We start from the raw sequence: 25,700 nt of genomic DNA, 5'->3' as shown, positions 1-25,700 counted from the left end.
CGGCGCTCAGCGGGAGATCTCCTCCAGCGTGCGCCCGCGCGTCTCCTTCACGAACCTCACGACGAAGAAGATCGCGACGAACGCGAAGAACGTGTAGACGCCGTACGCCAGCCCGAGACCGACCGCCGCGAGCGCGGGGAACGTGGTGGAGATGATGAAGTTCGCGGCCCACTGCGCGGCCGCGGCGACGGACAGCGCGACGACGCGGATGCGGTTGGGGAACATCTCTCCGAGCAGCACCCACACGACCGGACCCCACGTGGCGCCGAAGAAGACGACGAACAGGTTCGCCGCGACGAGCGCGATGGGCGACGCGGCGCCCTCCAGCACGGGCGCGCCGTCGATCACGGGGGCGGTCGCGAAGACGATCGCGAGCGTGCCGAGCGTGAGGAACTGCCCGATCGCGCCGACGAGCAGCAGGGGTCTGCGCCCGATCTTGTCGATCAGCGCGATCGCGACGATCGTCGTCACGATGTTGGTGACCGATGTGATCACGGTGATGGTCAGCGAGTCCTGCTCGGTGAAGCCGACCGCCTGCCACAGGATCGACGAGTAGTAGAAGATGACGTTGATGCCGGTGAACTGCTGCAGCACCGAGAGGCCGATGCCGACCCACACGATGGGCTGCAGGCCGAGCGCCCGGCCCTTGAGGATCGAGAGGCGCGGCGCCTCGCGCCCGACGAAGGTCTCGGCGATCTCGTCCGCGGTCTTCTCCGGGTTGCCGCCGACGTAGCGGCGCAGCACGCCGATGGCCTTCTCGCGCATGCCCGCGCCGATGAGGAAGCGCGGCGACTCGGGGATCGTGAGCGCGAGAACGCCGTAGAGGACCGCGGGCACGACCTCGGAGAGGAACATCCAGCGCCAGGCCTCGAGGCCGAAGAGCCAGGGGTTCGACGCGCTGCCGGCCGCTGCGACGATCACGGCGTCGGTGAGCAGCGCGACGAAGATGCCGACGACGATCGCCATCTGCTGCAGCGATCCGAGCCGGCCGCGATAGGCGGGCGGCGACACCTCGGCGATGTACACGGGGGCGATGACGGATGCCGCGCCGACGCCCAGGCCGCCGAACAGGCGCCACAGCGTCAGATCGACGATGCCGATCGCGAAGCCGCATCCGATCGAGCTGACGACGAAGATGATCGCGGCGATGATCATCACCCGCACGCGCCCGTACCGGTCGGCGATGCGCCCCGTGAACCACGCGCCGATGGCGCAGCCGATCAGGGCCGCGGCGACGGAGAAGCCGAGCACGAACCCGTCGACCTCGAACTGATCCCGGATGGCGCCGACGGCGCCGTTGATCACGGCGGTGTCGAAGCCGAACAGGAACCCGGCGAGCGCGGCCGTCGCCGAGATCATGATGACCCGGGCGATGGGAACCGACTCGACTCCCGGGCCGGCGTGTGCGGACGTCATCATCGTTGATCTCCCTCGATCATCGACCCGACGCGGTTCGCGCCGGTTCCCGACAGTGTGGAACGCGCGAGGGAGCGTGTCAACGAGGGCGTGCGATAGTGACGGCGGCGCGCCCCTGCGGGTGCGCCGGCCGAGACGGCTCAGAAGCGGTCGGGCGAGGGGGTGCCGTGACCGTAGCGGATGACGACGTCGGCGTGGCGGTCGAAGCGGTAGCCGATGCCGCGCACGGTGCGCACGATGTCCTCGTAGCGGCCGAGCTTGGAGCGCAGCCGGCGCACGTGCACGTCGATCGTGCGCTCGCCGGGCGCCTCCTCGTCGCTCTGGTGGCTCCACAGCGACGAGACCAGCTCGGCACGCTCGATCGTGCGGCCCTCGCGCAGCACGAGGTACTGCAGCAGCTCGAACTCCTTGAACGTGAGCGTGGCGACCTGGCCGTCGATGTGCACGCGACGGCGCGAGATGTCGATCGTGACGTGGCCGGGGGCCTCGTCGGCCTCGGGCTCGGCCTGCTTGGTGCGGGCGACGGCGCTCGGCTCGTGCAGCGCGAGGCGCACGACGTCGACGTCGCGGCCGCCGGCGCCGACGGGGGCGAGCGCGACGGTCGCGTGCGTCTCGGCGTGCGGGGCGAGCTCGGCGAGCGTGCGGCGCAGCGCCTCCACGAGCGTGGCGAGCGACACGCCGTCGGCGGCGGCCTTGGCCTCGTCGAGGCCGACGTAGAGGGCGAATCCGCGCGGGGCCGTCGTGCGGCCGGCGGGAGCGATCGGCGCCGGCAGGTCTTCGACGGCGTGCAGGTGACGGGGGGCGACGGGACGGGGGGCGAGAGCGATGTTCGACATGGGATCGAGTCCTTCGAGGGGGAACCCGGGCTCGGGGCCGGAAGCGGGTTCGGGTGTGTTGTCGTTCGGCCGGTGATCGGGATGGCCGATGTGCGAGGAGTCCGGAGTCACGGCGTGAGCATTCCGGTCGCTCGGGGGTGCGGCGCTCGTTCTCGGCGCGGGCACCCGGCGGGGGTCATCGTGTCAGGCACACATTCGACAACACATGACAGCACGCTGCGGCATCATCATGCCAGCAGTCCCGTTCGCCTCCCAGGCGGACAGAGAGCGTGCGTTGTTCGTCATGGGGTTGATTATTACCGGCTGTGCCGGGATGTGTCAAACCGCCTAGCATGCGACCCGGCTTCGTGACGCAATGTGACAGAGTGCTCAGCCGCGCACACCGGCATCCCTCGCTCGTCGGTCGCGCGTCCGTCGCGCGAGAATGGGGTCATGCCGTCCGCCGCCCGTCGCCTGCGCATCGTCGGGGTGTCGGGGTCGGGCAAGAGCAGTCTCGCCGAGCGCGTCGCCGAGCGCACGGGATGGCCGCGGCTGGAGCTGGACGCCGTGTTCTGGGACGCCGGCTGGGCCTATCGCGACCTCGACGAGGCGCGCCGCGTCGTGCGGGGGTTCGCCGACGCGCATCCCGACGCATGGGTCGTCGACGGCAACTGGTCGAGCCGCATGCAGGGGCTGCTCGACCCGGGCGAACCGGGCGGCGCCGACGTCGTCGTCTGGCTCGACCATCCGCGCGCGGTCGTGATGCGGCGGGTGATCGCGCGCACGCTGCGCCGCGGGCTCACCCGCGAGGAGCTGTGGCACGGCAACCGCGAGCGGCCCGCGACGTGGCTGCGGTGGAAGCCCGAGGAGAACATCGTGCGCTGGTCGTGGGTGCAGTTCCCCGTGATGCGCGAGCGGATGCTGCGGCGCATCGCGGAGGGCGAGCCCGTGCTGCGCCTGCGCGGGCAGCGCGCCGTGGAGGCCTGGCTCGACACGCTGCCGCGGCGTAGCGTGAGACCATGACCGACCTCACCTTCGCCAATCAGACGGATGCCTCCCGCTACACGCTGCACCGCGGCGACGACCTCGTGGCGGTGCTCGACTATCGCGACGACGGGACGACGGTCGCGCTGACCCGCGCGTTCACGATCCCGACCTTCCGCGGCCAGGGCTACGCCGCGGTCATCACCGAGCGCGCCGTCGCCGAGCTCGAGGAGCGCGGCGACCGGCAGGTCAGCCCCGTGTGCTGGTACGTCGCCGACTGGTTCGAGGCCCACCCCGAGCGCGCCGCCATCCTCAAGCCCCGGTAGCCGCCGGTCCTCACCCCCCGAGACGGTCGGTTCTGCGCCGAGGCTGTGGGCTCTCTGCCGAGATGGTGGGTTCCTCGCCGACATGGTGCCCACGGTCTCGGCGAGAAACCCACCATGAGCTCCTGAACTATTGCGGGATCGATGTCCCGCTCAACTAACGGAATCGGGGATCGAGTGACGCTGTGGGACGTTCTCGCATCTTTCCCTGAGGGCATTCGTTTTGTGCAGGCCCGCGCTCTCGTCATCGAGCATGACGCGATGGGGGCTCCCAACGTTCCTGTCCGCAAGTGGAACAAGGCGATCGACAGCATGCTCGCGGCGGCGGACGCTGTGCGTGCGAACCCCGTCCTCTTGGAACGCCTTAAGGCGTTGCCGCGCGACGCTCTCCCCGACGACGAACGACCCGCATGGGAAGACCTCTTGCGGCCACCGGTCGATGAGTTGTGGGACGATCCCGCTGCGCTTCTGGCGGACCCCCGCGTGGGGACGACCAGTTTGGACATCGCGCGTGCGGTATACCTCGTCGAAGACCCGCTTGCCGAGCGCGATGGCACAGATCACGGCTTTCCGGATGCGCGGAAGCTGTCGCACTTCGGTGGGCTTCCGCTGCTGGGGCACAGCGAGAGGGCGCCCGACTCCCCGCTTCTTGTGCAGGTCGACTTCGGGTATCTTCCGTACGCGTCGATCTCTCGTACCGAGACCCGGATCCTGCGCGAGGGCGGGGTTCCGACGGAGGGGATGCTGCAGGTCTTCGCGACCGCCGACAGCGACAGCCGCACGGCGCCGGACCTCCCCGGAGGCGGGGTGATCGTCCGGTACATCGCGGAGAACGACGTCGTTGCGGCGCGGTGGTCGCACTCCGACGAAGACGGCGACTATCCGTGGCGAGGTCTTAAGTTCTCGCCGGGTGTGACGACTGAGATCAAGGTGTGGAGCTCGTCGGTGAGTGAGCTCGCCCGCTGGGTGGAGGAAGAGGCTTACTCGGCGGCCCGGATGGGCTGCCCAGACCCGACAGGGTGGTACGGCGGATTTCCCGATGAGGCCAGCGGCATCGACGCCCCGCGCATGCGCGCACGACCCGTGAGCCATCTGCTCGGCGCTGTAGCCGTGGATTTCGCGCTGGACGACTACGACACCGCGGTGCTCCGACAAGAGCTTCCGCTGGAGGACGCGCTCGACGAGCACGTGCTGCTCATCGAGCTTGCCGGAGTGCAGGCGCTGGAGGACGCGTTCGGCGACGAGGGCAGGCTGCAAGTGTGGATGCGCCGCTCCGACCTCCACGCCAGACGCTTCGACCGCATCGTCTCCTTCCTGATGTCGCCGTGACGTAACGGTCCGGTCCCGTTCGACCGCGGCATTGTGCGGGTCATGCCGCGCCGTACCCGCACAATGCCGCGGTCGAACGTCGGCATCGCGTCGGCGCGCATCGCGACGGGGGCATCGCGACAGAGAGGGGTCCGTCAGGCGGGGGTGGAGAGCCAGCGGAGGAGGGCGTCGGCGGTGGGGGCGGCGTCGCGGATGAGGGTCTCGTGGCCGTGGCCGGCGACCTCGAACGTCTCGGAGCGCGGGATCGCCGCGGCGACCTCCTCGCACCACGCGCGCGGCGATACGCGGTCGGTCTCGCCGCGGACGACGAGCGTCGGCGCCGGTACGCGCGGGTACGACCTCTCGGGCGTGTGCGTGAGCATCGCCCGCATCTTGCGGCGCAGGTTCGGGCTCGCCCGCAGGTACTCGCGCGCGCCGAGCAGCAGCACCTTCGGCGACTCGCCCAGCAGGTCCACGCCCAGCCGCGCGAGCTGCGACAGCGCGTGGCGGTGCCGGCGGTCGACGGTCGGGGCGACGAGCACGAGCCGGTCGACGGCCGCGGGATGCCGCACTGCGACCTCCGTCACGACCTGCGTGCCCATGGAGTGCCCGAGCAGCACGACCGGTCCGCGGTCGAGATGGCGGAGGTACGCGGCGACGAGGTCGGCCGTGCGCTCCATCGTGGGCGTGCGCGGCGGCTCGGGCGCCTCGCCGTAGCCGGGCTGGTCGATCGCGACGACGAGCCCGTGCGGCTCGAGGTGCGTCACGAGGTCGCCGAAGACCTTCCGGCCCATGCCGATGCCGTGCACGAGCACAAACGTGCGCGGCGCCGCGCGGTCGCCGTACGTCTCGGCGACGAGGCATGCGCCGTCGTGCGTGAAGGACTCGACGTCGCCCGGATCGGGCATGCCGGTGGCGTCGTCGATGGCCCGATCGATCGCCTCGGCGGCGGTGGAGGCGGCATCCGTCACGGCCTGGGCGGCCCGTTCGAGGGGTTCGGCATCCATCCCTCGAGGGTAGGCGAGGGATTTGGACTCGAGATTCCTGCGCGGACGGTCGATCCGGATCGCACGATCGGTCTGTTCGACGAGGCGGACGAGTGACGGCCTATCTCATCGACACCACCGTCATCTCCGAGTTCACGAAGTCCCGACCGCGTCCTCCCGGTCGATCAGGCGGTGATCGACCGGTGGGCTGCGCTGCCCACGGCGCGCACCCTGCCGGTGGTCGACAGCCTGATCGCAGCGACGGGCCTCGCACACGGCCTCACCGTCGCCACCCGCGATGCGAGGGACTTCGCCGATCTCGGCGTCCCGACGTTCGACCCGTTCGACTGACGGCGGTGCGCCGACGGCCGTGCGCCGGGGGAGGATGGATGCCATGACCCCTGGCATCCGCGCTCCCGGCATCCATGTCGTCGGCGCCGTCATCGTGCGCGGCGGGGCCGTGCTGTGCGCGCGGCGCGGCGGCACCGGGCCCCTCGCGGGCCTGTGGGAGTTCCCTGGCGGCAAGGTCGAGCCGGGCGAGTCGCACACCGGGGCGCTCGTGCGGGAGATCGACGAGGAGCTCGGCTGCGGGGTGCGGGTGGGCTCCGAGGTCACGACGACGCCGCACCGGACGATCGTGCTCACGACGTACTGGTGCGAGCTGGTGCACGGCGAGCCCCGCGCGCTCGAGCACGACGAGGTGCGGTGGGTCGTGCCCGCCGAGCTGCGGATGCTGGAATGGACGCCGGCCGACGTGCCCGCCGCCGCGCTCGTGGCCGCCGAGCTCGGCGCCGCGTGAGCGATGTCGGAGCCCAGACATAACGTGAGGGGCATGCGGATCCTGCACACGTCCGACTGGCACATCGGGCGCACGTTCCACGGCCACGCGACGCTCGACGCGCTGCGCGGCGTGCTCGATGCGCTCGTCGGGCAGGTGCGCGATCACGACGTCGACGTCGTGATCGTCGCGGGCGACGTGTTCGACTCCGCGACGCCGGCGGCCGCCTGCTACACGCTGCTCACCGACGTGCTCGGGGCGCTCGCCGATGCGGGGGCGCAGGTCGTCGTCACGAGCGGCAACCACGACTCGGCCGCGCGGCTCGGCTTCCAGTCGGGGCTGCTGCGGCCGGGTCTGCACGTCGTCACCGATCCGGCGACGGCGGGCAGGCCGATCACGATCGACGACGCGCACGGGCCCGTGCACTTCTACGCGCTGCCGTTCCTCGAGCCGGCGCTGCTGCGGCACGTCTGGGAGGGCGCCCGCACGCAGGCCGACGTGCTCGCCCGCGCGATGGACCTCGTGCGCGGCGACCTCGCGGAGCGCGGCGGCCGTTCCGTCGTGGTCGCGCACTGCTTCGCGGCCGGCGTCGAGTCGACGCCGCAGCTCGAACGCGACATCCAGCAGGGCGGGCTCGACGTCGTGCCGCTCGCGACGTTCGCGGGCGTCGACTACGCGGCGCTCGGGCACATCCACGGGCGCAGCGAGCTGGCGCCGCACATCCGCTACAGCGGGGCGCCCCTGCACTACGGCTTCGGCGAGGGCGGCAAGCCGCGCGGGTCGTGGCTCGTCGACCTCGACGCCGACGGCTTCGCGGATGCGCGATGGCTCGACCTGCCGGTGCCGCGCGCCGTCGTCACGCTCACGGCGCCGCTCGACGAGCTGCTGACGCACGAGCGGTTCGCGGCGCACGCCGGCGACTGGGTGTGCGCGGAGTACACCGACACGCTGCCGCAGCCCGACCCGCTGCGCCGCCTGCAGGAAAGGTTCCCGCACTGCGCGCGCGTCGTGCACCGGCCCGCCGACGCCGCGCCGCAGGAGCGCGTGCGGTACGCCGAGCGGGTGCGCGCCGCGCGCAGCGATCGCGAGCTCATCGCGCTGTTCCTGCCGCACGTGCGGGCGGGCGAGGGCGCGTCGCCGCGCGAGGAAGAGCTGATCGCCGACCTGCTCGACGCCCGTACGGCGCGCGAGGCGGCACGATGACGCGCGCGACGGCGAGAGGGACACGCCCGTGAAGCTGCACCGCCTCGAGGTGACGGGCTTCGGGCCCTTCCGAGAGCGGCAGGAGATCGACTTCGACGCCTTCGACCGCGACGGGCTGTTCCTCATCTCGGGACGCACGGGGGCGGGCAAGTCGAGCATCCTCGACGGCGTGAGCTTCGCGCTCTTCGGCTCGGTGCCCCGGTTCGACGGCGGCGAGCGTCGGCTGCGCAGCGACCACTGCGCTCCGGCCGATCCCACCGAGGTGCGGCTGGAGTTCACGGTCGGCGACACCCGCTGGCGCGTGACGCGCGCACCCGAGTACGAGCGACCCGCCAAGCGCGGCGGCGGCATGACCGTCGCCCCGGCCCGCGCGGAGGTCGAGGAGCGCTTCGACGGCGTCTGGGTGGGGCGCGCCGCGAAGCCGCGGGAGGCGGGGCACCTGCTGAGCGAGGTGCTCGGGCTCTCTGCCGAGCAGTTCCAGCAGGTGATCCTGCTGGCGCAGAACCGCTTCTCGCGCTTCCTGCTCGCGGGCGTCAGAGACCGGCAGGAGCTGCTGCGCACGCTGTTCGGCACCCGGCGGTTCGAGGACTATCGCGAGCGGCTGAAGGAGCGTGCGAAGGCGGCGGCGCAGGCCGTCGCCGACGCGCGCACGCGTGCCGTGACCCGGCTCGACGACATCGACGAGCTCATCGCCGCGCAGGGCTGCGAGGTCGACGCCGTCGGCGACGACGACCTGAGCGGCCGGCGCGCCCGGGCGGGCGAGGCACGGCGTCAGCTCGGAGACCGGCTCGCAGACCGGCGGCGCGCGCGCGAGCGGGCGGATGCCGCGGCCGTCGGTGCCACGACCGCGCTGCACCGCATGCGCGCCGACGCCGCGGTGCTCGAGGAGGCCGCGGCCGTGCAGGTCCGGCTCGCGCGGCTCGATCGGGAGAGGCCCGGCGTCGACGACGACCGGCGCCGCCTCGAGCGCGCCCGCGCGGCCGAGGCGCTGCGCGCTCCGATCGAGGCGGCGGCGCGAGCGGCGTCGTCGTCGCACGAGGCCCGCACCGCGCAGGCGGCGGCGCTCGATGCCTGGCTCCGGGTGCGCGGCGGTGCGGCGTCGCCCGACCAGGATGCCGGCGCCGGAGACGCGGGGGGAGCCGGGGGCACGGGGGGAGCCGAGGACGTCGGCGCCCCGACCGCCGACGTCCCCGACGCCGACGTCTCCGCCGTCGAGATCGCGCGCATCGTCGATGCGATCACGGGCGATCTCGCACGCTGGGAGGCGGCCGAGCGCAGCGAGACGGAACTGACCGCGACGCTCGAGCGGCTCGACCGCGTGGGTGAGGAGACGACGGAGCGCGCCGCGCGGCACGTCGCGCTCCAGACCCGGCTCGATGATGTGCCCGCCGAGATCGCGGGTCTCGACGCCGCGCTCGCGGCGGCACGCGAACGCGCCGGCCGGCGCGACGAGCTGCATGCGCAGCGCGTCGAGGCCGTCGTTCGGCACGACGCGGCGGTGCGCGCACGGTCGCTGGGCGAAGAGGCGGCGCGCTCTGCCGATGAGGCCGCGGCACGGCAGGCCGAGGCCGTCAGGGCGGGCGAGCATGCCGCCGGGCTCATGCGCCGGCGGCTGGCGGGCATGGCGGGCGAGCTCGCCGCGCGCCTGACCGACGGCGAGCCGTGCGAGGTCTGCGGCTCGATCGAGCACCCGACGCCCGCGCGGCTCTCGGCCGAGCCGGTGACCGATGACGACCTCTCGCACGCGCAGGATGCGCGCGACGACGCCGAGCGGTTCGCGCGCGAGGCGGCCGACCGTCTCGCCGACGCCCGCGCCGCGCTCGCCGACGCCGCGGCGCGCAGCGGCGGACGGACGCCCGACGAGGCGCGCACCGAGCTCGACGACGTCGAACGGGCCCTCGCCGACGCGGAGGCGGCGTCCGGCGAGGTCGCCGGCCTCGAGGCCCGTCGTGCCGAGCACGAGGCCGCCGCCGAGCAGCTGCGGCAGGCCCTCGAGCAGCTTGCGGCGCAGCTCGCCGACGACCGCACCGAGATCGCGCGGCTGGAGTCGCTCGCGGCGCGCCTGCGGGCCGAGGTCGACGAGGCGCGGGGCGCGTTCGCCTCGGTGGCGGAGCGCATCGTCGACGCCCGGACGCGTCGCGACGCCGCCCGTGCCTTCCGAGACGCCCGGGCACGCGTCGACGAGAGCGAGCGCGCGCACGCCCGGGCGGCGGAAGACCGCGACGCGCGCATCGCGGCATCCGTCTTCGCCGACGTCGACGACGCGACGTCTGCGCTGCTCGACCCGGACGCGGGCGATGGGCTCGCTGCGCGCATCGCCGCGCACGACGCCGAGCGCGCGGCCGCTGCGGCGCGCTCGAGCGAGCTGGAGCTCGCCGCGGCGGCGATCGACCCCGCGCTGATCGACCTCGACGCCGCCGAGAGGGCCGCGCGCGAGGCGGATGCCGCGCGCGCGGGCGCCATCATCGCCGAAACCGATCTCACCTCGGCGACCGAGCGACTGCACGACCTGCTCGGCCGCTTCGACGAGGAGCACGCGGCCGCCGCCGCGCTGATGGACGACGCCGCGGCCGTCGGCCGGCTCGCCGACACCGTCGCGGGGCGCGCGCCCAACACGCTCGGCATGGACCTGGAGACGTTCGTGCTCGCGGCCGAGCTCGAAGAGATCGTGGGCGCGGCGAACCTGCGCCTCTCCGACATGTCGGCGGGGCGCTACACGCTGCACCACACCGACGCGCGCGTGTCGCGCGGCGCCTCCGGCCTCTCGATCGAGGTGCTCGACGCGCACACCGGCCGGCTGCGCTCGCCGCACTCGCTGTCGGGCGGCGAGACGTTCCTGGCATCCCTCGCCCTCGCCCTCGGGCTCGCCGACGTCGTCACGAGCCGCGCGGGCGGCATCCGCCTCGACACGCTGTTCGTCGACGAGGGGTTCGGCTCCCTCGACCCCGAGACCCTCGAGCTCGCGATGCGCACGCTCGACGAGCTGCGCTCGGGCGGCCGCACGGTCGGGCTCATCAGCCACGTCGAGGCCATGAAGGAGCAGATCCCGGCGCAGCTCGCCGTGACCGCGACGCCCGAGGGGCCGAGCATGGTCGCCGTGCGGTGATCCGCCCGTCACACGTCCTCGATACGCTCGCCGCATGGCGAACGACCAGCACGACACCGCCCGGCACGTCACGGGGATGAACTTCTACACGCGCAAGTGGGTGAAGCCCGAAGACCTCAACCCCAACGGCACGCTGTTCGGCGGCAGCCTGCTGCGCTGGATCGACGAGGAGGCCGCGATCTACGCGATCATCCAGCTCGGCAACCACCGCTGCGTCACGAAGTTCATCTCGGAGATCAGCTTCGAGTCGTCGGCGCGCACGGGCGACCTCATCGAGATGGGGCTGCTGGCGACGGCGTTCGGCCGCACCTCGCTCACGATGCGGGCGCACGTGCGCAACATGATCACGCGCCGGCCGATCCTCAGCATCGAGAAGATCGTCTTCGTGAGCCTCGACGAGGACGGCGTGCCCACGCCGCACGGCTACAGCTCGATCACCTACGACCGCGACAGGATGCCGCAGACCTCGCCCGACGTCGGCTGACGGCCCCGACGGCGCGGCGAGACCCCTCGACGCGCCGCCGCAACCGGGCCAAGATGGCCACATGACCCTCACAGCGACGCAACTGACGGCCCCAGACGGAATCGCAGCCGCGCTCGGGTGGGACCCGGGCACGGGCGTGCACGATCGACGGCGGCATCTCGCGCAGCGGCTCATCGCCGAGCGGCTCGACTGCACCCCCGACGAGATCGTGATCGAGCGCGAGGAGGCGCGCGGTTTCGGTCATCATCCGCGGCTGGTCGCGTCGCGGGACGGGCGCGAGCTCGACCTCGTGATCGCGACCGCCAGCTACCGCACGGCGACGGTCGTCGCGGTCGGCGAGCCCGCCGTGCGCATGGGCCTCGACATCCGGGACCTGCATCCGGAGCCCTCCGATCTGCGCACCATGATGCGCCATTCGCACCTTCTCGAGGAGGCGAGCAGCACCGACCTGCTGCACCACTGGGTGAGCGTGCAGGCCGTGCTCGACGCCGACGGCAGGCCCGTGCGGCCCGTCGCCGACAAGGTCAGGCTCAACGCGAAGCGCAGCCGCGGATGGCTCCTCGACCGCAAGGCGCAGTACGAGCTCGTGCACGCCTCGCGCGACGGCTGGATCATCGCGATCGCGAAGGCGCTGCCCGACGTCGGCTGAGGTCAGCGCCGCCCCTGGGTCCCGCCGCGGGCACGGGCCTCGCCCCGACGCGTCGAGGCCCCCGCGCCGCGGGACCCGCGCTACGAGAGCCGGTGCGGCAGCGCCGACTCCAGTTCCGCGAGCCATACGCGGGCGTTTCCATCGGAGGGTGCGCGCCAGTCGCCCCGCGGTGACAGGGAGCCCGCCGCCGTGACCTTGGGGCCGTTCGGGATCGCGGAGCGCTTGAACTGCGCGAACGCGAAGTAGCGCTGCAAGAACACCCGCAGCCATCTCGCGATCGTAGGCAGGTCGTAGGCGTAGCGCTCGTCGGCGGGGAAGCCGGGAGGCCAGGCCCCGGCATCCGCATCGCGCCAGGCGTGCTCCGCGAGGAAGGCGATCTTCGAGGGCCGCAGCCCGTAGCGCAGCACGTGGTAGAGGGCGAAGTCGTGCAGCGCGTAGGGGCCGATGCTGTCCTCCGTCGACTGCACCTTCCCGTCTTGGCCGGCCGGTACGAGCTCGGGGCTGATCTCGGTGTCGAGCACCGACTGCAGCACCGCGATGGCCTCGTCGGAGACGCCCTCGCGGTGCGCGATGACCCAGCGGATGAGGTGCTGCATGAGCGTCTTGGGCACGCCCGCGTTGACGGCGTAGTGGCTCATGTGGTCGCCGACGCCGTAGGTCGCCCAGCCGAGCGCGAGCTCCGACAGATCCGAGGTGCCCACGACGAAGCCGCTGTTCTGGTTCGCGAGCCGGAAGAGGAAGTCGGTGCGGGCGCCCGCCTGCACGTTCTCGAAGGTCACGTCGTACACGGGCTCGCCGTCGGCGTAGGGGTGCCCGATGCCCTGCAGGATCTCGGTGGCCATCGGCCGGATGTCGATCGTCTCGATCGACGCGCCGATCGCCTCGGCGAGGGCGATCGCGTTCGACTTCGTGTGGTCGCTCGTCGCGAAGCCCGGCATCGTGTACGCGAGGATGTCGCTGCGCGGCCGGCCCATGCGGTCCATGGCGCGTGCGACGACGAGCAGGGCGTGCGTCGAGTCGAGACCGCCGGACACCCCGATGACGGGCTTCGGCGATCCGATCGCGCGCATGCGCTGCTCGAGTCCCGACACCTGGATGTTGAACGCCTCGTAGCAGTCCTGGTCGAGCCGTGCGGCGTCGTCGGGCACGAACGGGAAGCGGTCGAGCACGCGCACGAGACCGATGTCGGATGCCGGGGGATCGACCGTGAACGGCACGCGCCGGGCCTGCGAGCCGGCGCCGATGCCGATGCGGTTGTCGTCGAAGGTGCCCTGCCGCAGGCGGTCCTGCCGCAGCCGGTCGAGGTCGACGTCGGCGACCGTGACGCGCGCGCCGTCGGCGAAGCGCTCGCCCTCGGCGAGGCGCACGCCCGCCTCGTAGATCATCGTCTGACCGTCCCACGACACGTCGTTGGTCGACTCGCCCTGACCGGCCGCCGCATAGACGTACGCGGCGAGGCAGCGCAGCGACTGCGACTGCGCGAGGGCGTGCCGGTCGTCGGCGCGCGCGATCGTGATGGGGCTGCCGGACAGGTTGGTGAGCACGGTCGCGCCCGCGAGCGCCGCGAGAGACGACGGCGGGACCGGCACCCACACGTCTTCGCAGACCTCGGTGTGCACGACGAGACCGGGCACGTCGGCCGCCTCGAACAGCAGGTCGGCGCCGACGGGCACGACGACGCCGTCGATCTCCGTCTCGGCGGGCGCCTCGGCGCCGCCGGCGTACCAGCGGGCCTCGTAGAACTCCCGGTAGGTCGGCAGGTGGCTCTTGGGGACGATGCCCAGGATCCGGCCGCGGTGCACCGCGATCGCACAGTTGTACAGACGCGCGCCCAGCCGCAGGGGCGCGCCGACGAGCAGCAGGGGGCGCAGCCGCGCCGACGCCGACACGAGATCGGCCAGCGCGCGGCGCACGGCGTCGAGCACGACGTCCTGCATCACGAGGTCTTCGATCGCGTAGCCGGTGAGGCACAGCTCGGGGAAGACCGCGACCGCGACGCCGCGCTCGTGGCACTCGCGCGCGGCCTCGAGCACGGCGCGGGCGTTCGACGCCGGGTCGGCGAGCTGCACGGGGATCGTGCACGCCGCGACGCGCGCGAACCCGTGCCGGTAGATGTTCTCGAACGGCAAAGTGACGGTCACGGTCTCAGTCTGTCAGGTGCCGCCGACACGTGCCCCGCCGCCGCGCCCGGCGCTCCGTCGGCCGCGCTCAGGACCGCGCCTTGAAGATCGTGAACAGGCGGTCCTCGCGGGCGACGGCCACGACGAGGAGCGCGCCGAAGACGGCGCCGGCGACCGCGGCGCACACGACGGCGGCGAGCGACGGCTCGTACGACGGGAGCGGTTCGGGCATGACCGCCGCCGCGATGAAGCGCACGCACGCGAACGTGGCGACGCCGGCGGTGAGCGCCCACGCCCCCGTCTCGGCCCCCACGATGAGCGCGATGTCGCGGCGACGCGCCCCCGCGTGCAGTCCGCTCGCGATCTCGATGCGGCGCAGATGCATCCCGCCGAACCCCAGCGCGCCGAACAGCACGACCACGAACGGCGCCAGCGCGCGGGTCACGCGATCCGTGAACTCGCGAGCGAGATCGTGCTTGTCTCCGACGCTCGAGTTCAGTGCGACCACCTGGGCTCCGCTGTCGTTCGACGTCGAGGCGACCACGGTGCCGAGCGCGAACCGGTCCATCGCCCGCGTGGGATGCCACACCGAGAACCAGCACTCCGACGCCCGCTCGGGGGAGTCGCCGGCGATCACGACGGCGCTCGCGAGACGCGGATCGCGGCCGTCCTCCTCGGTGTAGTCGAAGGTCCCCGCGACGTGCAGACCCCCGCCGTCGGCGCTCAGCGTCGTGCCGGTCGGCGCGTGCCAGCGCTCGACGAGCGGCTGGGGCAGGTAGAGACCGCCGACCTGGAAGCCGGGGAACCCGAGCATCTCGGCGACGCCCGGCGACACCCGGAACGCGGGCGTGCTGATGCCGGGGAGCGCCGACAGCGCGACGGCGTCGAGCGCCCAGACGGCGCCCGCCGAGGTGACGCCGTTCAGCTCCTCGAGCCGGGCGCACGCGCGCGGGTCGATGGCATCCTCTGCGACGACGACGCGCACGTTCCCGGCCTGCGCGCGCAGCTCGAGGGCGCGAGCCTGCAGACTCGCGATCGCCGCGGCGTCCGACGCCAGAAGCGCGGTCGCCAGGGCCCATGCCACGATCACGAGAACGCCGCCGCGACTCGTGCCGGTCATGAGGTTGCGCGCCGCCTCGCCCAGCGCCTCCCTGAGTCTCATGGAGCGGGCCTCATGGAGCGGGCCTCGTGACGGAGCCGCCGCCGAGCTCGATGGCGTCGGGGCACGCGGCGACGGTCTCCGGATCGTGCGACGCGACCAGCACGATCGTCCCCTCGCCGGCGAGGCCGGCGAGCACCTCGTTGACCGTTCGCGCCGACGCCCGGTCGAGCTGCGCCGTGGGCTCGTCGACGAGCAGGAGCTGCGGCTGTGCCGCGACGGCGCGCGCGAGCATGAGCCGCTGGGCCTCCCCGCCCGACAGATCGGCGAAAGCGGACCGTGTGCGGTCGCCCAGACCGAACCTCCGCATCAGCCGGGTCGCGGCCGACGCGGCATCCGGTCGTCGTTCGCCACGCGCGAGAAAGGGGAACGCCACGTGGTCGAGTGCCGTGCGACGCGGCAGTCCGTAGGGGTTCTGGAACACCCAGTGCGTGCGCGCGACGTGCTCGCGGCGCACGGTGCCCGCGAGCGGCGGCAGCCAGCCTGCGACGATGGACAGCAGGGTGGACTTGCCCGCGCCCGACGGTCCGGTCACGGCGACCATCTGCCCCGCCCGAACGGTGACCGTCACGTTCTCGAAGAGCATCGGAGACCGTTCGTTCCAGCGGTGCGACACGGCGCAGAGCTCAATCCGCGGCGTCGCCGTCACGGCATCCCTCCGCTTCGGCGATGTCTCCGTCGATCAGAACCGATGCCGGTGCGTCGCCCTCGAAGGCCACGAGCGACATGCCGAGGTTCGAGCCGACGACGGTGACCGGGTGCGCGGCGTCGTCGGACGAGACGCATCCGCGAGCGCCGTCGAGGGCGAAGACGCTGGACGGCGGCACCGCGGCGACGTGCACCGGCTGCACGAGCTGTGACTGGGCGGGGATCGCCGGCTGGGTTCCGCCCGATCCCGGCGCGCCCGCGGCGATCGCGGCGAACTGGGGGTTCGCGGCGATCGCGGCCACCTCATCGGGATCGTCGATGACGCCGTCGGCGGGGAGCACGACCTCGACGCCGAGCAGGGTCAGCGTGCGCTCGCCGGGCACGGGCTGCTCGCGCTGCTCCCTGGCCTCGCTCGCGACGGCGAGTGATGCCAGCGTGCGTTCCGTGACCGCGAAGGTCGAGCCCGGGCCGAACGCCTGGCCGAGCCGGGCGTCGCAACTGGCCAGGCGCACGCCGTCGCGGGGGAGCCAGAGGATGTCGCGCAGGCGGAACACGCCGTCGTCGGATGTCGTGCCGGTTCTGTCCTGCAGTTCGCGCAGCGCGTCGGCGACGTCTCCGTCGAACGCGCCGTCGGCGGGGAGCTCCGCGCCGAGGGCGTTGAGCGCGCCTCGCAGCGCGACGACGTCGTCGCCCTCGTCGCCGAAGGCGAGGTCGCGGTGGAACGGTCGCGGAGCGGCGAGGGCCACGACGGGCGCGGCATCCAGGACGAGCGCGATCTCCCCGCTGGCCAGCGCGCCTCCCGGGACGCACGCCGACGCCGTCACCATGCCGCCGGCGTGCGCGGTCAGCGCGAAGCCCTCGGTGAAGGTCGGCACCAGTGCGACGGGACGCCTGTCTGCGTGCTCGTTCAGGGTGACGGGATACGTCGTCTCCGGCTCCGCCGCGGCCAGCACGCCGGCGGGCCGCGGGAGCAGGAAAGCCGCGACGGTCGCGCTCGCGACGATCCCGCATCCCAGGGCGAAGGCGCTCGCGACCGCGATCGATCGCCTCACCGGTAGTCCCGGAAGACGATGCCGGCGCCCCAGAGGCAGGACTGCACGGTGGCGTCCATGATGTCGAAGGGGAGCTTCTCGGGTGTGTAGTCGTCGCGGACGTAGGCCTGGAAGTCGTCCCGCGTGAAGTCCTCGTCGATGATGCCGGCGTCGAAGAGGCAGCGGACGACGACCTCGGAGGAGTCCCTGAGGAGGTCGGGGTTCGCCGTCTGGAAGCTGTACAGCTCCTGCGTGCGCCCCCAGCCGGCGCGCATGCACTCGTGATCGGCGCTGATTTTCGCGTCGCGTTCGGCGTCGTCGGCGGAGACCGTTGCGGGCTGGTGCTCGATGAGTCCGTTGGGGTGATCGGTGCGTTTCATCGCGACGCTGGCCGCGGCCATGCACTGTTCGTACATGTCGGCGCCCTCAAGGTAGTCGGCGCGGCTGATCTGACCGGTTTCCAGGGCCTTTTCGAGCACCGCCCGGTCCCAGTCGGAGAGTTCGTTGCGCTCGAGCTCCTGCTCGATCATGGCTTCCAGCGAGCTCGCGTAGGTTCCCGTCTCTGCGGCCGGCGTGCCTGCTCCGCAGGCCGTGACGGCGAGAAGCGCGGGCAGGAGAGCCGAGAGCGGCCACCGTCTCATGCGCATGAGTGCGAGTGACTGCCCAGTGATGCGCGCATCGCAACGTCGAACACATGCATGTGCCCCGGCGGTGCCGCCGGGACGTCGGTCACTGGGCCTTCTTCCAGGTCTTGCCGTCGCGGTAGACGATCGCCTGATGTGTGAAGTCGAATCCGGACGCTTCGGCCTCTGTCTTGAAGTATGAACGACGACCCCAGTCCTCCGTGTCGCCGAGGCGGGCATAGGCCAGAAACTCGCCGTTCAGTCCATTGTCCGAGACTGCCCACGCGTTTGCTGCCCACCAACTGGAGTGGACGTAGTAGAGGGACGTGGCACTCGCCGCCGTAGCCGTGCCGAACACGAGCCCCACAGCCGCGATGGCACTGCCAACGCCGAGGACGATGCGTCGGCGCAGGGTTCCCGTTCGTGCCGTGCTTCTTGTCGTGTTCTCCATGATGTGATCCCCCCGGATTCGTTGTCGGGTCGCGTCCTCGAATGGATGCGGCGCCGGTTCGACCATAGACAGCAGCATCAGAAGTGTCAACTTTATATGGCCATGAATGACGTCCGGTGCTCGGACGAGCGGGGTGCGAGGGCGGCGGCCGTCTCGTGGGATCTCCCGCGCGGCCGCCGGTCCGCAGCCGAGGCGGATCGACCGCCTCATCCGTAGTCCCGGAAGACGATGCCGGCGCCCCAGAGGCAGGACTGCACGGTGGCGTCCATGATGTCGAAGGGGAGCTTCTCGGGTGTGTAGTCGTCGCGGACGTGGGCCTGGAAGTCGTCCCGTGTGAAGTCCTCGTCGATGATGCCGGCGTCGAAGAGACAGCGGACGACGACCTCGGAGGAGTCCCTGAGAAGGTCGGGGTTCGCCGTTTGAAAGCGGTATATCTCCTGAGTGCTGGCGTAGCCCGACAGCATGCATTCGTAGTCGGCGAGCATTTTCGCGTCGCGTTCGGCGTCGTCGGCGGAGACCGTTGCGGGCTGATGCTCGACGAGCCCGTTGGGATGATCGGTGCGTTTCATTGCGAAGCCGGCAGCGGCCATGCACTGTTCGTACATCTCGGCGCCCTCGAGATAGTCGGCGCGACTGACCTGACCGGTTTCCAGGGCCTTCTCTAAGACCGCCCGGTCCCAGTCGGAGAGCTCGCTGCGCCCTAGCTCCTGCTCGATCATGGCCTCCAGCGAGCTCGCGTAGGTTCCCGTTTCTGCGGCCGGCGTGTCGGCCCCGCATGCCGTCACGGCGAGAAGCGCGGGCAGGAGAGCCGCGAGCGGCCGGCGTGTGATGCGCATCGGGACGGGCGATCGCCGAGCGACGTCTGCGCGCATCCCGTCGGCGTCGTCGTGACGTCGATCACGGCGCCCATCGCCCGGTCTGTCCGTCCCGCGTCGTGCTCCGTTCGCCATGATGCGATCCCCCCGGATTCGTCGTCGGCCGCGCGTCCGGGCGAAGCGGTGCCGGTCCGGCGCGGGTGCCGATGACAACTCTATATGGCGTACGCGTGTCGCGCCGTGACCGCGGCGACGAGCCGACGGGACGCCCGAGAGGGGCGTGTCGGAGCCTGCGGCTAGGGTCGGGGGTGCGAAGGGGGACTATGCGATACGACGAGGTGACCGGGCGGGTCGTCTGGAGTGCGAGCGATCTGAAGGCGGCCGCGGAGTGCGAGTTCGCATGGCTGCGGCTCATCGACGCGAAGCTCGGACGCGTCGACGCCGTCGACGAGCCCGAGGACCTCACGCTCGCCCGCGCCGGCCGGCTCGGAACGCAGCACGAGCTGCGCGTGCTCGACCGCTATCGTGACGACTTCCCGGGGCGCGTCGTCGAGATCCCCGAGACGAGATCGTCGGATGCCGTGGCGCTCGCCGCCGCGGTCGCGCAGACGCGCGACGCGCTGGCCTCCGACGCGGCCGTGGTCTACCAGGCGGCGTTCTCGACGGACGAGTTCGTCGGGTTCGCCGACTTCCTCGTGCGGGATGAGGCCGGCCGCTGGCTCGTGCAGGACACGAAGCTCGCGCGGCGCGCCCGCGTGACGGCGCTCATGCAGCTCGCGGCATACGTCGACCAGCTCGACCTGCTCGGCGTGCCGAGGTCCGACCGGGTCGAGCTGCTGCTCGGCGACGGCACGACGAGCGCGCATGCCGTGCCCGACATCCTGCCGGTCTTCGACCTGCGCCGTGCCCGGCTTCGCGCCCTCATCGCCGACCGCGATCTCGCCTCCGGCGCCGCGGGCTCCCCGATCGCCTGGGGCGATGGCCGCGGCGCGCTGCGCGTCGTCGCGTGCGGGCGCTGCGCGACGTGCGATCTCGAGGCGACGCGACACCGTGATGTGCTGCTGGTGGCGGGCATGCGGCCGTCGCAGCGCGAGCGGCTCGCGGCCGCCGGCATCCGCACGGTCGACGAGCTCGCGGCAGCGACCACGGCGCCGCCGCGCATGTCGGGCGACGTGTTCGCGGGGCTGCGCACGCAGGCGCGCCTGCAGCTGACGAGCCCGGCGGGAGGACTCGGCGCGGACACGGCGACGCCGGCCTCCCTCGTCACGGTCGCCCCGCCGGTCCCGACGTTCGAGGTCGTGCTGCCGCGGGCGCTCGGCGCGCTGCCGCGGCCCGATCACGGCGACCTCTTCTTCGACTTCGAGGGCGATCCGCTCTACACGGAGTCCGCGACGGCGCCGGGCGCGCCGGTGCCGTGGGGCATCGACTACCTGTTCGGCTGGGTCGACACGCGCGAGCGGTACACGGCCCTGTGGGCGCACACGCTGGCCGACGAGCGCCGCGCGCTGGAGACGTTCCTCGACATCGTCGCCCTGCGCCGGCAGCAGCATCCGGGCATGCACATCTACCACTACGCGCCCTACGAGCCCACGCATCTGCTCGCCATGGCGGCGCGCCACGGCACGCGCGAGGCCGACGTCGACCGGCTGCTGAGCGACGGGGTGTTCGTCGACCTCTACCCGATCGTGCGCCGCGCGCTGCGCGTGGGCTCCCGGTCGTACTCGATCAAGAAGCTCGAGCCGCTCTACATGGGCGACCAGGTGCGCACGAGCGACGTGCAGCGCGGCGACGACTCGATCGTCAGATACGTCGAGGCGCGGGCCCTCGCCGACGACGGGAGGGATGCCGAGGCCGCGGCGATCCTCGACGACCTCGCCGACTACAACCGCTACGACTGCGTGTCGACGCTGCGGCTGCGCGACTGGCTCGTCGACCGTGCGCGCGAGGCCGGTCTCGTGCCGTCGGCCGACGTCGAGGCCGCCGAGAACGTGTACGAGCCGTCGCCGCGCGCCGGGGCGCTCGCGCGGCTCGCCGAGGCCGCCTCGTCCGACGAGGAGCAGCTGGCGCTGCGGCTCGGGGCGGCCGCGATCGACTACTACCCGCGCGAGCGCAAGACGTTCTGGGCGGCGCACTTCCTGCGCCTGCGCGAGCCCGTGTCGATCTGGGCCGAGGACGTCGTCGTGCTCGACCGGGAGCGCTGTCGCGTGCTCGCCGACTGGCATCTGCCGGAGGGCACGCGCGCGCGCACGCTCCGCCGCACCGTCGAGCTGTGCGGCGAGCTCGCCCCGGGCACGCGGCTCAGCGAGGGCGGTGCGCCGTACGCGGTGTACGAGCTGCCGGCGCCGTTCCCCGCGCCGCCGCACCCGCGTGCGATCCACGCGCCCCGCATCGTCTCCGTGCGCGAGGTGCTCGACAACGGCGTCGTGGTCGACGAGCTCGCCGTCGACGGCATCACCTGGCAGGAGCTGCCGATCGCGCTCACGCCGGCGGCGCCGCCCTCTGCCGGAGCGCAGCAGGACGCGATCGACGCGTGGGCCGACAGCCTGATCTCCGCCGCGCCGTCGTTCCCCGCCGATCCCGCGACCGACCTGCTGCTGCGCCGCCCGCCGCGGTTGCGGGGCGATGGCCTCGTCCGGGGCACGGGCGACGACGTCTCCGACATCGTGCGCTCGATCGTCGCCCTCGACCGCAGCTACCTCGCGGTGCAGGGGCCGCCGGGCACGGGCAAGACCTACGTCGGGTCGCACGTCGTCGCCCGGCTCGTGCGGGAGCACGGCTACCGCGTGGGGGTCGTCGCGCAGTCGCACGCGACGGTCGAGCACATGCTCGCGCGCATCGTCGACGCGGGCGTGCCCGCGACGCAGGTCGCCAAGGCACCGAAGAGCGGGGGAGCGGATGCCGACCTCCCTTTCACCCCCATCCCGAAGAACGGCATGGCCGCCTTCATCGAGGGCCGGCCCTCGGGGTTCGTCGTCGGCGGCACCGCGTGGGACTTCAGCAACACGACCCGGGTCGCGCGCGGCGGCCTCGACCTGCTCGTGATCGACGAGGCGGGACAGTTCTCCCTGGCATCCACGATCGCCGTCTCGGTCGCGGCCCAGCGGCTGCTGCTGCTCGGCGACCCGCAGCAGCTGCCGCAGGTGAGCCAGGGCACCCACCCCGAGCCCGTCGACACCGCGGCGCTGGGGTGGCTCATGGACGGTGAGCCCGTGATCGGCGACGACCGCGGATACTTCCTCGCGCGGACGTGGCGCATGCGTCCCGAGGTCGCCGCGCCCGTCTCGCGACTGTCGTACGACGGCCGCCTCGACGCGCACCCGTCCACGTCTGCGCGCCGCCTCGACGGCGTGCCCGCCGGCCTCGTGCCCGTGCCGCTCGACCACGTCGGCAATGCGACCGAGGCGCCCGAAGAGGCGGATGCCGTCGTCGCGATCGTGCGCGACCTGGTCGGGCGCGAGTGGATGCCGGGCGACGCCCCGGCCCGTCCCCTCACCGCCGCCGACATCATCGTCGTCACGCCCTACAACGCGCAGCAGGTCGTCGTCGAGAACGCCCTCGCCGCCGCGGGCTTCGCGGAGGTGCCGGTCGGCACGGTCGACAGATTCCAGGGGCAGGAGGCCGTCGTCGCGATCGTGTCGCTCGCGGCGTCGAGCGGCCGGGACGCGCCCCGCGGGCTCGACTTCCTGCTGCTGCAGAACCGGCTCAACGTCGCGATCTCGCGAGCGATGCACACCGCCTACGTCGTCTACGGCACCGGCCTGCTCGACGACCTGCCCTACACGCCGGAGGGCGTCGCGCGTCTCAGCGCCTTCGCCCGTCTCGTGGGCCACGCGTAGAAGGCCGCAGCGTTCTGCGGCGCACCGCGGTACCCCGCCCGCAGCGCTCGCGAGGGTGCCACTTCTCCTCGCGAGGGTGCCTGTTGTTTTCGCGAGGGTGCTTTGGTGTCGCTGATGAAAGCACCCTCGCGAGGAGAAGTGGCACTCTCGGCGAGATAACTGGCACCCTCGCGAGAAGGGAAGGGGTCGGTGAGAGGCCGTCCGGTCGGCGTCACACCGTGCCGTACAGACGGTCGCCGGCGTCGCCGAGACCGGGCACGATGTAGCCCTTCTCGTTGAGCCGCTCGTCGAGGGCGCCCAGCACGAGCGTGACGTTGCGGTCGCCCACCTGGCGCTCGATCGTTGCGAGCCCCTCGGGGGCCGCGAGGATGCACACCGCCGTCACGTCGTCCGCGCCGCGGGCGAACAGGAAGTCGATCGCGGCGCCGAGCGAGCCGCCCGTCGCGAGCATGGGGTCGAGCACGAAGCACTGGCGGCCGCTCAGATCGTGGGGCAGGCGCTCGGCGTACGTCGTCGGCTCGAGCGTCTCCTCGTTGCGCGCCATGCCGAGGAAGCCCACCTCGGCGCTCGGCAGCAGCGTGACCATGCCGTCGAGCATGCCCAGGCCGGCACGCAGGATGGGCACGACGAGCGGCCGCGGGTCGGAGATGCGCAGGCCGACCGTCGTCGTCACGGGCGTGACGATCTCGACCTCCTCCACGCGCACGTTGCGGGTCGCCTCGTAGGCCAGCAGCGTCACGAGCTCGGCCGTCAGCTGACGGAACTGCGGCGAGGGAGTGCGCTCGTCGCGCAGCACCGTGAGCTTGTGAGTGATGAGGGGGTGATCGGCCACGTGCACACGCATGCGCACAGCCTACGCGTCGGAGCATCCCGCGCGTAGGGTGACATCATGAGCCTCCCCGCGCGCAGCACCGACCTCGCCGCGATGCGCCGTGCCCTCGAGCTCGCCGCCGACGCAGCCGGGCACGGCGACATCCCCGTCGGCGCGGTCGTCGCCGACCTCGCGGGTGAGATCGTCGGCGAGGGACGCAATCTGCGCGAGGTCGATCGCGACCCGTTCGCGCACGCCGAGATCATCGCGCTGCGTGAGGCCGCACAGGCCCTCGGCTCCTGGAACCTCGAGCACTGCACGCTCGTCGTCACGCTGGAGCCGTGCATCATGTGCGCGGGCGCGATCCTGCAGGCCCGCGTCGGACGCGTCGTGTTCGGGGCCTGGGATGCCAAGGCCGGCGCCGCCGGCTCGCTCTACGACGTGCTGCGCGACCGGCGGCTGCCGCACCGCGCCGAGGTCGTCGGCGGCGTGCGCGAGGACGAGTCCTCCGCACTGCTGCGGGCCTTTTTCGAGCCCCGCCGCGCCCCGTGACGGCCTCGCCCACCCCCGCCGGCCGGTTCGTTCAGCCCCCGCTGGTTTAGTAGCCGTCGCGGAGCGGCGGCGTATCGAAACCCGTCCCACGGTCCGATACACGGATCTCGATACGCCCGCGCCTGCGGCGCGGGCACTCGATCAGCGGGGTGCGCGGCGTCTCCGCCGCGCGCGTGTCCCGCTGCGCGCATGCCGCCGCGCGCGTGTTCCGCCGCGCGCGCATCCCGCCGCGCCGTTGCCGTCGCACCTGTTTCCCGCCGGCCGATCCACCCCCTGCCGTCCGATCCACCCTCGCCGGTTGGTTCGTTCAGCCCCCGCTGGTTGAGTAGCCGTCGCGGAGCGGCGGCGTATCGAAACCTCTCCCACGGTCCGATACACGGATCTCGATACGCCCGCGCCTGCGGCGCGGGCACTCGATCAGCGGGGTGGATGGCGTGTCGAAGCCCCTCCCGCGGGTGCGGGTGGCGTGTCGACCGGCTTAGTCCGACGAGCTGATGATGATGGCCTCGGTGGGCGGGGCGGGGTCGGCGGGGTGGCCGATGTAGCCGATGACCTCCAGCAGCGCGCGCCGGAACTCGGCGGGACGCTCCAGGTGCGGCGCGTGGCCGACGCCCTCCAGTTCCAGCTCGGTGACCTGGCCGCCCGCCGCGCGGTACGCGTCGAGCACATCGCGCGTCTGCGACACCATCTGCTGCGCCGGTGCGACGTCTTCGCCCGGCCAGCCGGGGATGACGCCGACGGCGCCCAGGTGGTTGAGGTCGAAGAACGAGGCGTCGGAGACGATGGCATCCGCCGTGCCGTGCACCCACAGGATCGGCGGCTTGGCGTCGAGATCCACGATGCCCGAGACGTCGAAGTGCTTCGGCACCATGGTGTTGAGCACGCCCGTCGTGCCCGCTGCGAAGCCGGGCCAGTTCTCGCTCGCCGTCGCGTCGCCCGGGTAGTTGCCTTCGGCGGTCGAGGTCGTCAGCATCGACGCGACCCAGATGTCCTCGTGGTCGCTCGTGTAGCCCTCGGCCACATAGGACGAGCGGAAGACGCTGCGCGGCGACGTCGGCGCGTCGGCGCTCTCATCGCCCGCCGCGAGGCGCTGCACGAAGTCGGGGTTCGCGCCCCCGCCGCCGCATCCGGCGTCGTCGGCCGTGAGCGGCGTGCCGTCGCGGCGCGTGCCGCCGAAGCCGTACGGCGACACAGGCGCCTGCAGCGTGAGCGAGAGCACCGGGTGGTCGAGCGCGTACTGCATCACGACGCCGCCGCCCATCGACCAGCCGACGAGGTGCGCCGCCGGGATGCCGAGCGCCTGCAGTGCGGCGTGCACGTCGTCGCTGAAGTCGCGCACGCCGCGCGTCGCGTCGATCGGCAGGCGGTCGGTGCCGCCGAAGCCGCGCAGGTCGATCGCGATGACCCGCAGATCGCGGGGGAGGTCCTGCATGATCTCCTGCCAGAACAGGCTCGACGACACGTTGCCGTGCACGAGCACGACGGTGCGCTCGGCCGCTGCGCCCGGGTCGTCGCCGGCCCGCTCGAGAAGGGAGACGTTCAGCCGATCGGTCTCGATCGTTCGCGACGTGATGCCGTCGAGCAGAGTCATGGGAGCGTTCC

Annotated in this window: 23 protein-coding genes; 11 read left to right on the top strand and 12 right to left on the bottom strand. The window is 72.4% G+C overall.

The genetic code is table 11. The features are described 5' to 3' along the window. Positions 1–6 precede the first annotated feature (6 nt). Together AOA12_RS16940 and AOA12_RS16935 are read right to left on the bottom strand one after the other, a co-directional pair. Positions 7–1,419 (bottom strand): sugar porter family MFS transporter, encoded by a 1,413-nt coding sequence (locus AOA12_RS16940; RefSeq protein ID WP_335337362.1) that lies wholly within the window; start codon positions 1,417–1,419, stop codon positions 7–9. A 137-nt stretch (positions 1,420–1,556) separates the two neighbouring features. Then, positions 1,557–2,252, bottom strand: a complete 696-nt coding sequence (locus tag AOA12_RS16935; RefSeq protein WP_054687152.1) for a winged helix-turn-helix domain-containing protein — start codon at positions 2,250–2,252, stop codon at positions 1,557–1,559. Between the two features lie 432 nt (positions 2,253–2,684). Between AOA12_RS16935 and AOA12_RS16930 the strand changes: the two genes are divergently transcribed. The 3 genes from AOA12_RS16930 to AOA12_RS16920 all read left to right on the top strand — a co-directional run bounded on the left by AOA12_RS16930 (position 2,685) and on the right by AOA12_RS16920 (position 4,867). Further along, complete coding sequence (locus AOA12_RS16930) at positions 2,685–3,254, top strand: toxin (RefSeq protein WP_054685431.1); 570 nt, start codon at positions 2,685–2,687, stop codon at positions 3,252–3,254. Continuing rightward, positions 3,251–3,541: a GNAT family N-acetyltransferase gene (locus tag AOA12_RS16925; RefSeq protein WP_054685428.1), complete on the top strand. Its 291-nt coding sequence runs from the start codon at positions 3,251–3,253 to the stop codon at positions 3,539–3,541. Before AOA12_RS16930 ends, AOA12_RS16925 begins: the two co-directional genes overlap by 4 nt. A 174-nt stretch (positions 3,542–3,715) precedes the next feature. After that, positions 3,716–4,867, top strand: a complete 1,152-nt coding sequence (locus tag AOA12_RS16920) for a DUF1963 domain-containing protein (RefSeq protein ID WP_054685425.1) — start codon at positions 3,716–3,718, stop codon at positions 4,865–4,867. 134 nt (positions 4,868–5,001) lie between these two features. On the opposite strand, the gene AOA12_RS16915 is transcribed toward AOA12_RS16920, so the two are convergent. After that, positions 5,002–5,853 (bottom strand): alpha/beta fold hydrolase, encoded by an 852-nt coding sequence (locus AOA12_RS16915; protein ID WP_054685422.1) that lies wholly within the window; start codon positions 5,851–5,853, stop codon positions 5,002–5,004. A gap of 102 nt (positions 5,854–5,955) precedes the next feature. Here AOA12_RS16915 and AOA12_RS22720 point away from each other — a divergent pair, with 102 nt between their 5' ends. The 6 genes from AOA12_RS22720 (at position 5,956) to AOA12_RS16890 (ending at position 12,052) form a co-directional block, all read left to right on the top strand. Then, positions 5,956–6,183 (top strand): PIN domain-containing protein, encoded by a 228-nt coding sequence (locus AOA12_RS22720; protein WP_082406337.1) that lies wholly within the window; start codon positions 5,956–5,958, stop codon positions 6,181–6,183. A gap of 43 nt (positions 6,184–6,226) precedes the next feature. Next, positions 6,227–6,631 carry a (deoxy)nucleoside triphosphate pyrophosphohydrolase gene (locus AOA12_RS16910; RefSeq protein WP_197280955.1) on the top strand — a complete coding sequence of 135 codons (405 nt, stop codon included), beginning with the start codon at positions 6,227–6,229 and terminating at the stop codon, positions 6,629–6,631. A 33-nt stretch (positions 6,632–6,664) separates the two neighbouring features. Continuing rightward, the gene (locus AOA12_RS16905; RefSeq protein WP_054685417.1) at positions 6,665–7,813 is read left to right on the top strand and encodes an exonuclease SbcCD subunit D; all 1,149 of its coding nucleotides are present in this window, start codon (positions 6,665–6,667) and stop codon (positions 7,811–7,813) included. Positions 7,814–7,841: 28 nt separating this feature from the next. Beyond that, complete coding sequence (locus tag AOA12_RS16900) at positions 7,842–10,919, top strand: AAA family ATPase (protein ID WP_054685414.1); 3,078 nt, start codon at positions 7,842–7,844, stop codon at positions 10,917–10,919. Positions 10,920–10,953: 34 nt separating this feature from the next. Next, a complete protein-coding gene (locus AOA12_RS16895; protein WP_156366557.1) occupies positions 10,954–11,403 on the top strand; it encodes an acyl-CoA thioesterase in 450 nt (149 codons plus the stop codon). A gap of 61 nt (positions 11,404–11,464) precedes the next feature. Further along, entirely contained in the window at positions 11,465–12,052 is a 588-nt protein-coding gene (locus tag AOA12_RS16890) for a hypothetical protein (RefSeq protein ID WP_054685412.1), read from the top strand. 80 nt (positions 12,053–12,132) lie between these two features. Here AOA12_RS16890 and AOA12_RS16885 read toward each other — a convergent pair whose 3' ends face one another. From AOA12_RS16885 to AOA12_RS16855, 7 genes are all read right to left on the bottom strand, one after another. After that, positions 12,133–14,193, bottom strand: a complete 2,061-nt coding sequence (locus AOA12_RS16885) for an NAD(+) synthase (protein WP_054685409.1) — start codon at positions 14,191–14,193, stop codon at positions 12,133–12,135. Between the two features lie 67 nt (positions 14,194–14,260). Then, positions 14,261–15,334 (bottom strand): hypothetical protein, encoded by a 1,074-nt coding sequence (locus AOA12_RS16880; protein ID WP_054685406.1) that lies wholly within the window; start codon positions 15,332–15,334, stop codon positions 14,261–14,263. Between the two features lie 10 nt (positions 15,335–15,344). Beyond that, positions 15,345–15,917, bottom strand: coding sequence for an ATP-binding cassette domain-containing protein (locus AOA12_RS16875; protein WP_054687149.1), 573 nt, complete (start codon positions 15,915–15,917; stop codon positions 15,345–15,347). Between the two features lie 40 nt (positions 15,918–15,957). Next, positions 15,958–17,031, bottom strand: coding sequence for a peptidoglycan-binding protein (locus AOA12_RS16870; protein WP_054685403.1), 1,074 nt, complete (start codon positions 17,029–17,031; stop codon positions 15,958–15,960). Continuing rightward, entirely contained in the window at positions 17,028–17,657 is a 630-nt protein-coding gene (locus tag AOA12_RS16865) for a hypothetical protein (protein ID WP_054685400.1), read from the bottom strand. The genes AOA12_RS16870 and AOA12_RS16865 overlap by 4 nt, the downstream gene beginning before the upstream one ends. A gap of 82 nt (positions 17,658–17,739) precedes the next feature. After that, a complete protein-coding gene (locus AOA12_RS16860) occupies positions 17,740–18,084 on the bottom strand; it encodes a hypothetical protein (RefSeq protein WP_054685397.1) in 345 nt (114 codons plus the stop codon). A 206-nt stretch (positions 18,085–18,290) separates the two neighbouring features. Continuing rightward, positions 18,291–19,034, bottom strand: coding sequence for a hypothetical protein (locus tag AOA12_RS16855; RefSeq protein WP_156366556.1), 744 nt, complete (start codon positions 19,032–19,034; stop codon positions 18,291–18,293). 188 nt (positions 19,035–19,222) lie between these two features. On the opposite strand from AOA12_RS16855, the gene AOA12_RS16850 reads away from it, so the two are divergent. Further along, a complete protein-coding gene (locus AOA12_RS16850; RefSeq protein WP_054685391.1) occupies positions 19,223–22,735 on the top strand; it encodes a TM0106 family RecB-like putative nuclease in 3,513 nt (1,170 codons plus the stop codon). A 211-nt stretch (positions 22,736–22,946) separates the two neighbouring features. Here the strand turns inward: AOA12_RS16850 and upp are convergent, their stop codons facing one another. Further along, positions 22,947–23,579 (bottom strand): uracil phosphoribosyltransferase, encoded by a 633-nt coding sequence (gene upp, locus AOA12_RS16845; RefSeq protein WP_054685388.1) that lies wholly within the window; start codon positions 23,577–23,579, stop codon positions 22,947–22,949. A gap of 45 nt (positions 23,580–23,624) precedes the next feature. On the opposite strand from upp, the gene tadA reads away from it, so the two are divergent. Then, a complete protein-coding gene (gene tadA / locus AOA12_RS16840; RefSeq protein ID WP_231637110.1) occupies positions 23,625–24,098 on the top strand; it encodes a tRNA adenosine(34) deaminase TadA in 474 nt (157 codons plus the stop codon). A 478-nt stretch (positions 24,099–24,576) separates the two neighbouring features. On the opposite strand, the gene AOA12_RS16835 is transcribed toward tadA, so the two are convergent. Further along, positions 24,577–25,689, bottom strand: a complete 1,113-nt coding sequence (locus AOA12_RS16835; RefSeq protein ID WP_054685385.1) for an alpha/beta fold hydrolase — start codon at positions 25,687–25,689, stop codon at positions 24,577–24,579. Positions 25,690–25,700: the final 11 nt, after the last annotated feature.

It is taken from the genome of Microbacterium sp. No. 7 (genome assembly GCF_001314225.1).
GTDB lineage: Bacteria > Actinomycetota > Actinomycetes > Actinomycetales > Microbacteriaceae > Microbacterium.
Note: the sequence above shows the minus strand (reverse complement) of the source record. Positions and strands in the feature narration are given on the sequence as shown.

Excerpts from the sequence above, each read along its gene's own strand:
- AOA12_RS16940 (WP_335337362.1), bottom strand. The coding sequence starts at position 1,419 with ATGATGACGTCCGCACACGCCGGCCCGGGAGTCGAGTCGGTTCCCATC.
- AOA12_RS16935 (WP_054687152.1), bottom strand. The coding sequence starts at position 2,252 with ATGTCGAACATCGCTCTCGCCCCCCGTCCCGTCGCCCCCCGTCACCTG.
- AOA12_RS16930 (WP_054685431.1), top strand. The coding sequence starts at position 2,685 with ATGCCGTCCGCCGCCCGTCGCCTGCGCATCGTCGGGGTGTCGGGGTCG.
- AOA12_RS16925 (WP_054685428.1), top strand. The coding sequence starts at position 3,251 with ATGACCGACCTCACCTTCGCCAATCAGACGGATGCCTCCCGCTACACG.
- AOA12_RS16915 (WP_054685422.1), bottom strand. The coding sequence starts at position 5,853 with ATGGATGCCGAACCCCTCGAACGGGCCGCCCAGGCCGTGACGGATGCC.
- AOA12_RS16910 (WP_197280955.1), top strand. The coding sequence starts at position 6,227 with ATGACCCCTGGCATCCGCGCTCCCGGCATCCATGTCGTCGGCGCCGTC.
- AOA12_RS16905 (WP_054685417.1), top strand. The coding sequence starts at position 6,665 with ATGCGGATCCTGCACACGTCCGACTGGCACATCGGGCGCACGTTCCAC.
- AOA12_RS16895 (WP_156366557.1), top strand. The coding sequence starts at position 10,954 with ATGGCGAACGACCAGCACGACACCGCCCGGCACGTCACGGGGATGAAC.
- AOA12_RS16890 (WP_054685412.1), top strand. The coding sequence starts at position 11,465 with ATGACCCTCACAGCGACGCAACTGACGGCCCCAGACGGAATCGCAGCC.
- AOA12_RS16880 (WP_054685406.1), bottom strand. The coding sequence starts at position 15,334 with ATGAGACTCAGGGAGGCGCTGGGCGAGGCGGCGCGCAACCTCATGACC.
- AOA12_RS16875 (WP_054687149.1), bottom strand. The coding sequence starts at position 15,917 with ATGCTCTTCGAGAACGTGACGGTCACCGTTCGGGCGGGGCAGATGGTC.
- AOA12_RS16865 (WP_054685400.1), bottom strand. The coding sequence starts at position 17,657 with ATGCGCATGAGACGGTGGCCGCTCTCGGCTCTCCTGCCCGCGCTTCTC.
- AOA12_RS16860 (WP_054685397.1), bottom strand. The coding sequence starts at position 18,084 with ATGGAGAACACGACAAGAAGCACGGCACGAACGGGAACCCTGCGCCGA.
- AOA12_RS16855 (WP_156366556.1), bottom strand. The coding sequence starts at position 19,034 with ATGGCGAACGGAGCACGACGCGGGACGGACAGACCGGGCGATGGGCGC.
- AOA12_RS16850 (WP_054685391.1), top strand. The coding sequence starts at position 19,223 with ATGCGATACGACGAGGTGACCGGGCGGGTCGTCTGGAGTGCGAGCGAT.
- upp (WP_054685388.1), bottom strand. The coding sequence starts at position 23,579 with ATGCGTGTGCACGTGGCCGATCACCCCCTCATCACTCACAAGCTCACG.
- tadA (WP_231637110.1), top strand. The coding sequence starts at position 23,625 with ATGAGCCTCCCCGCGCGCAGCACCGACCTCGCCGCGATGCGCCGTGCC.
- AOA12_RS16835 (WP_054685385.1), bottom strand. The coding sequence starts at position 25,689 with ATGACTCTGCTCGACGGCATCACGTCGCGAACGATCGAGACCGATCGG.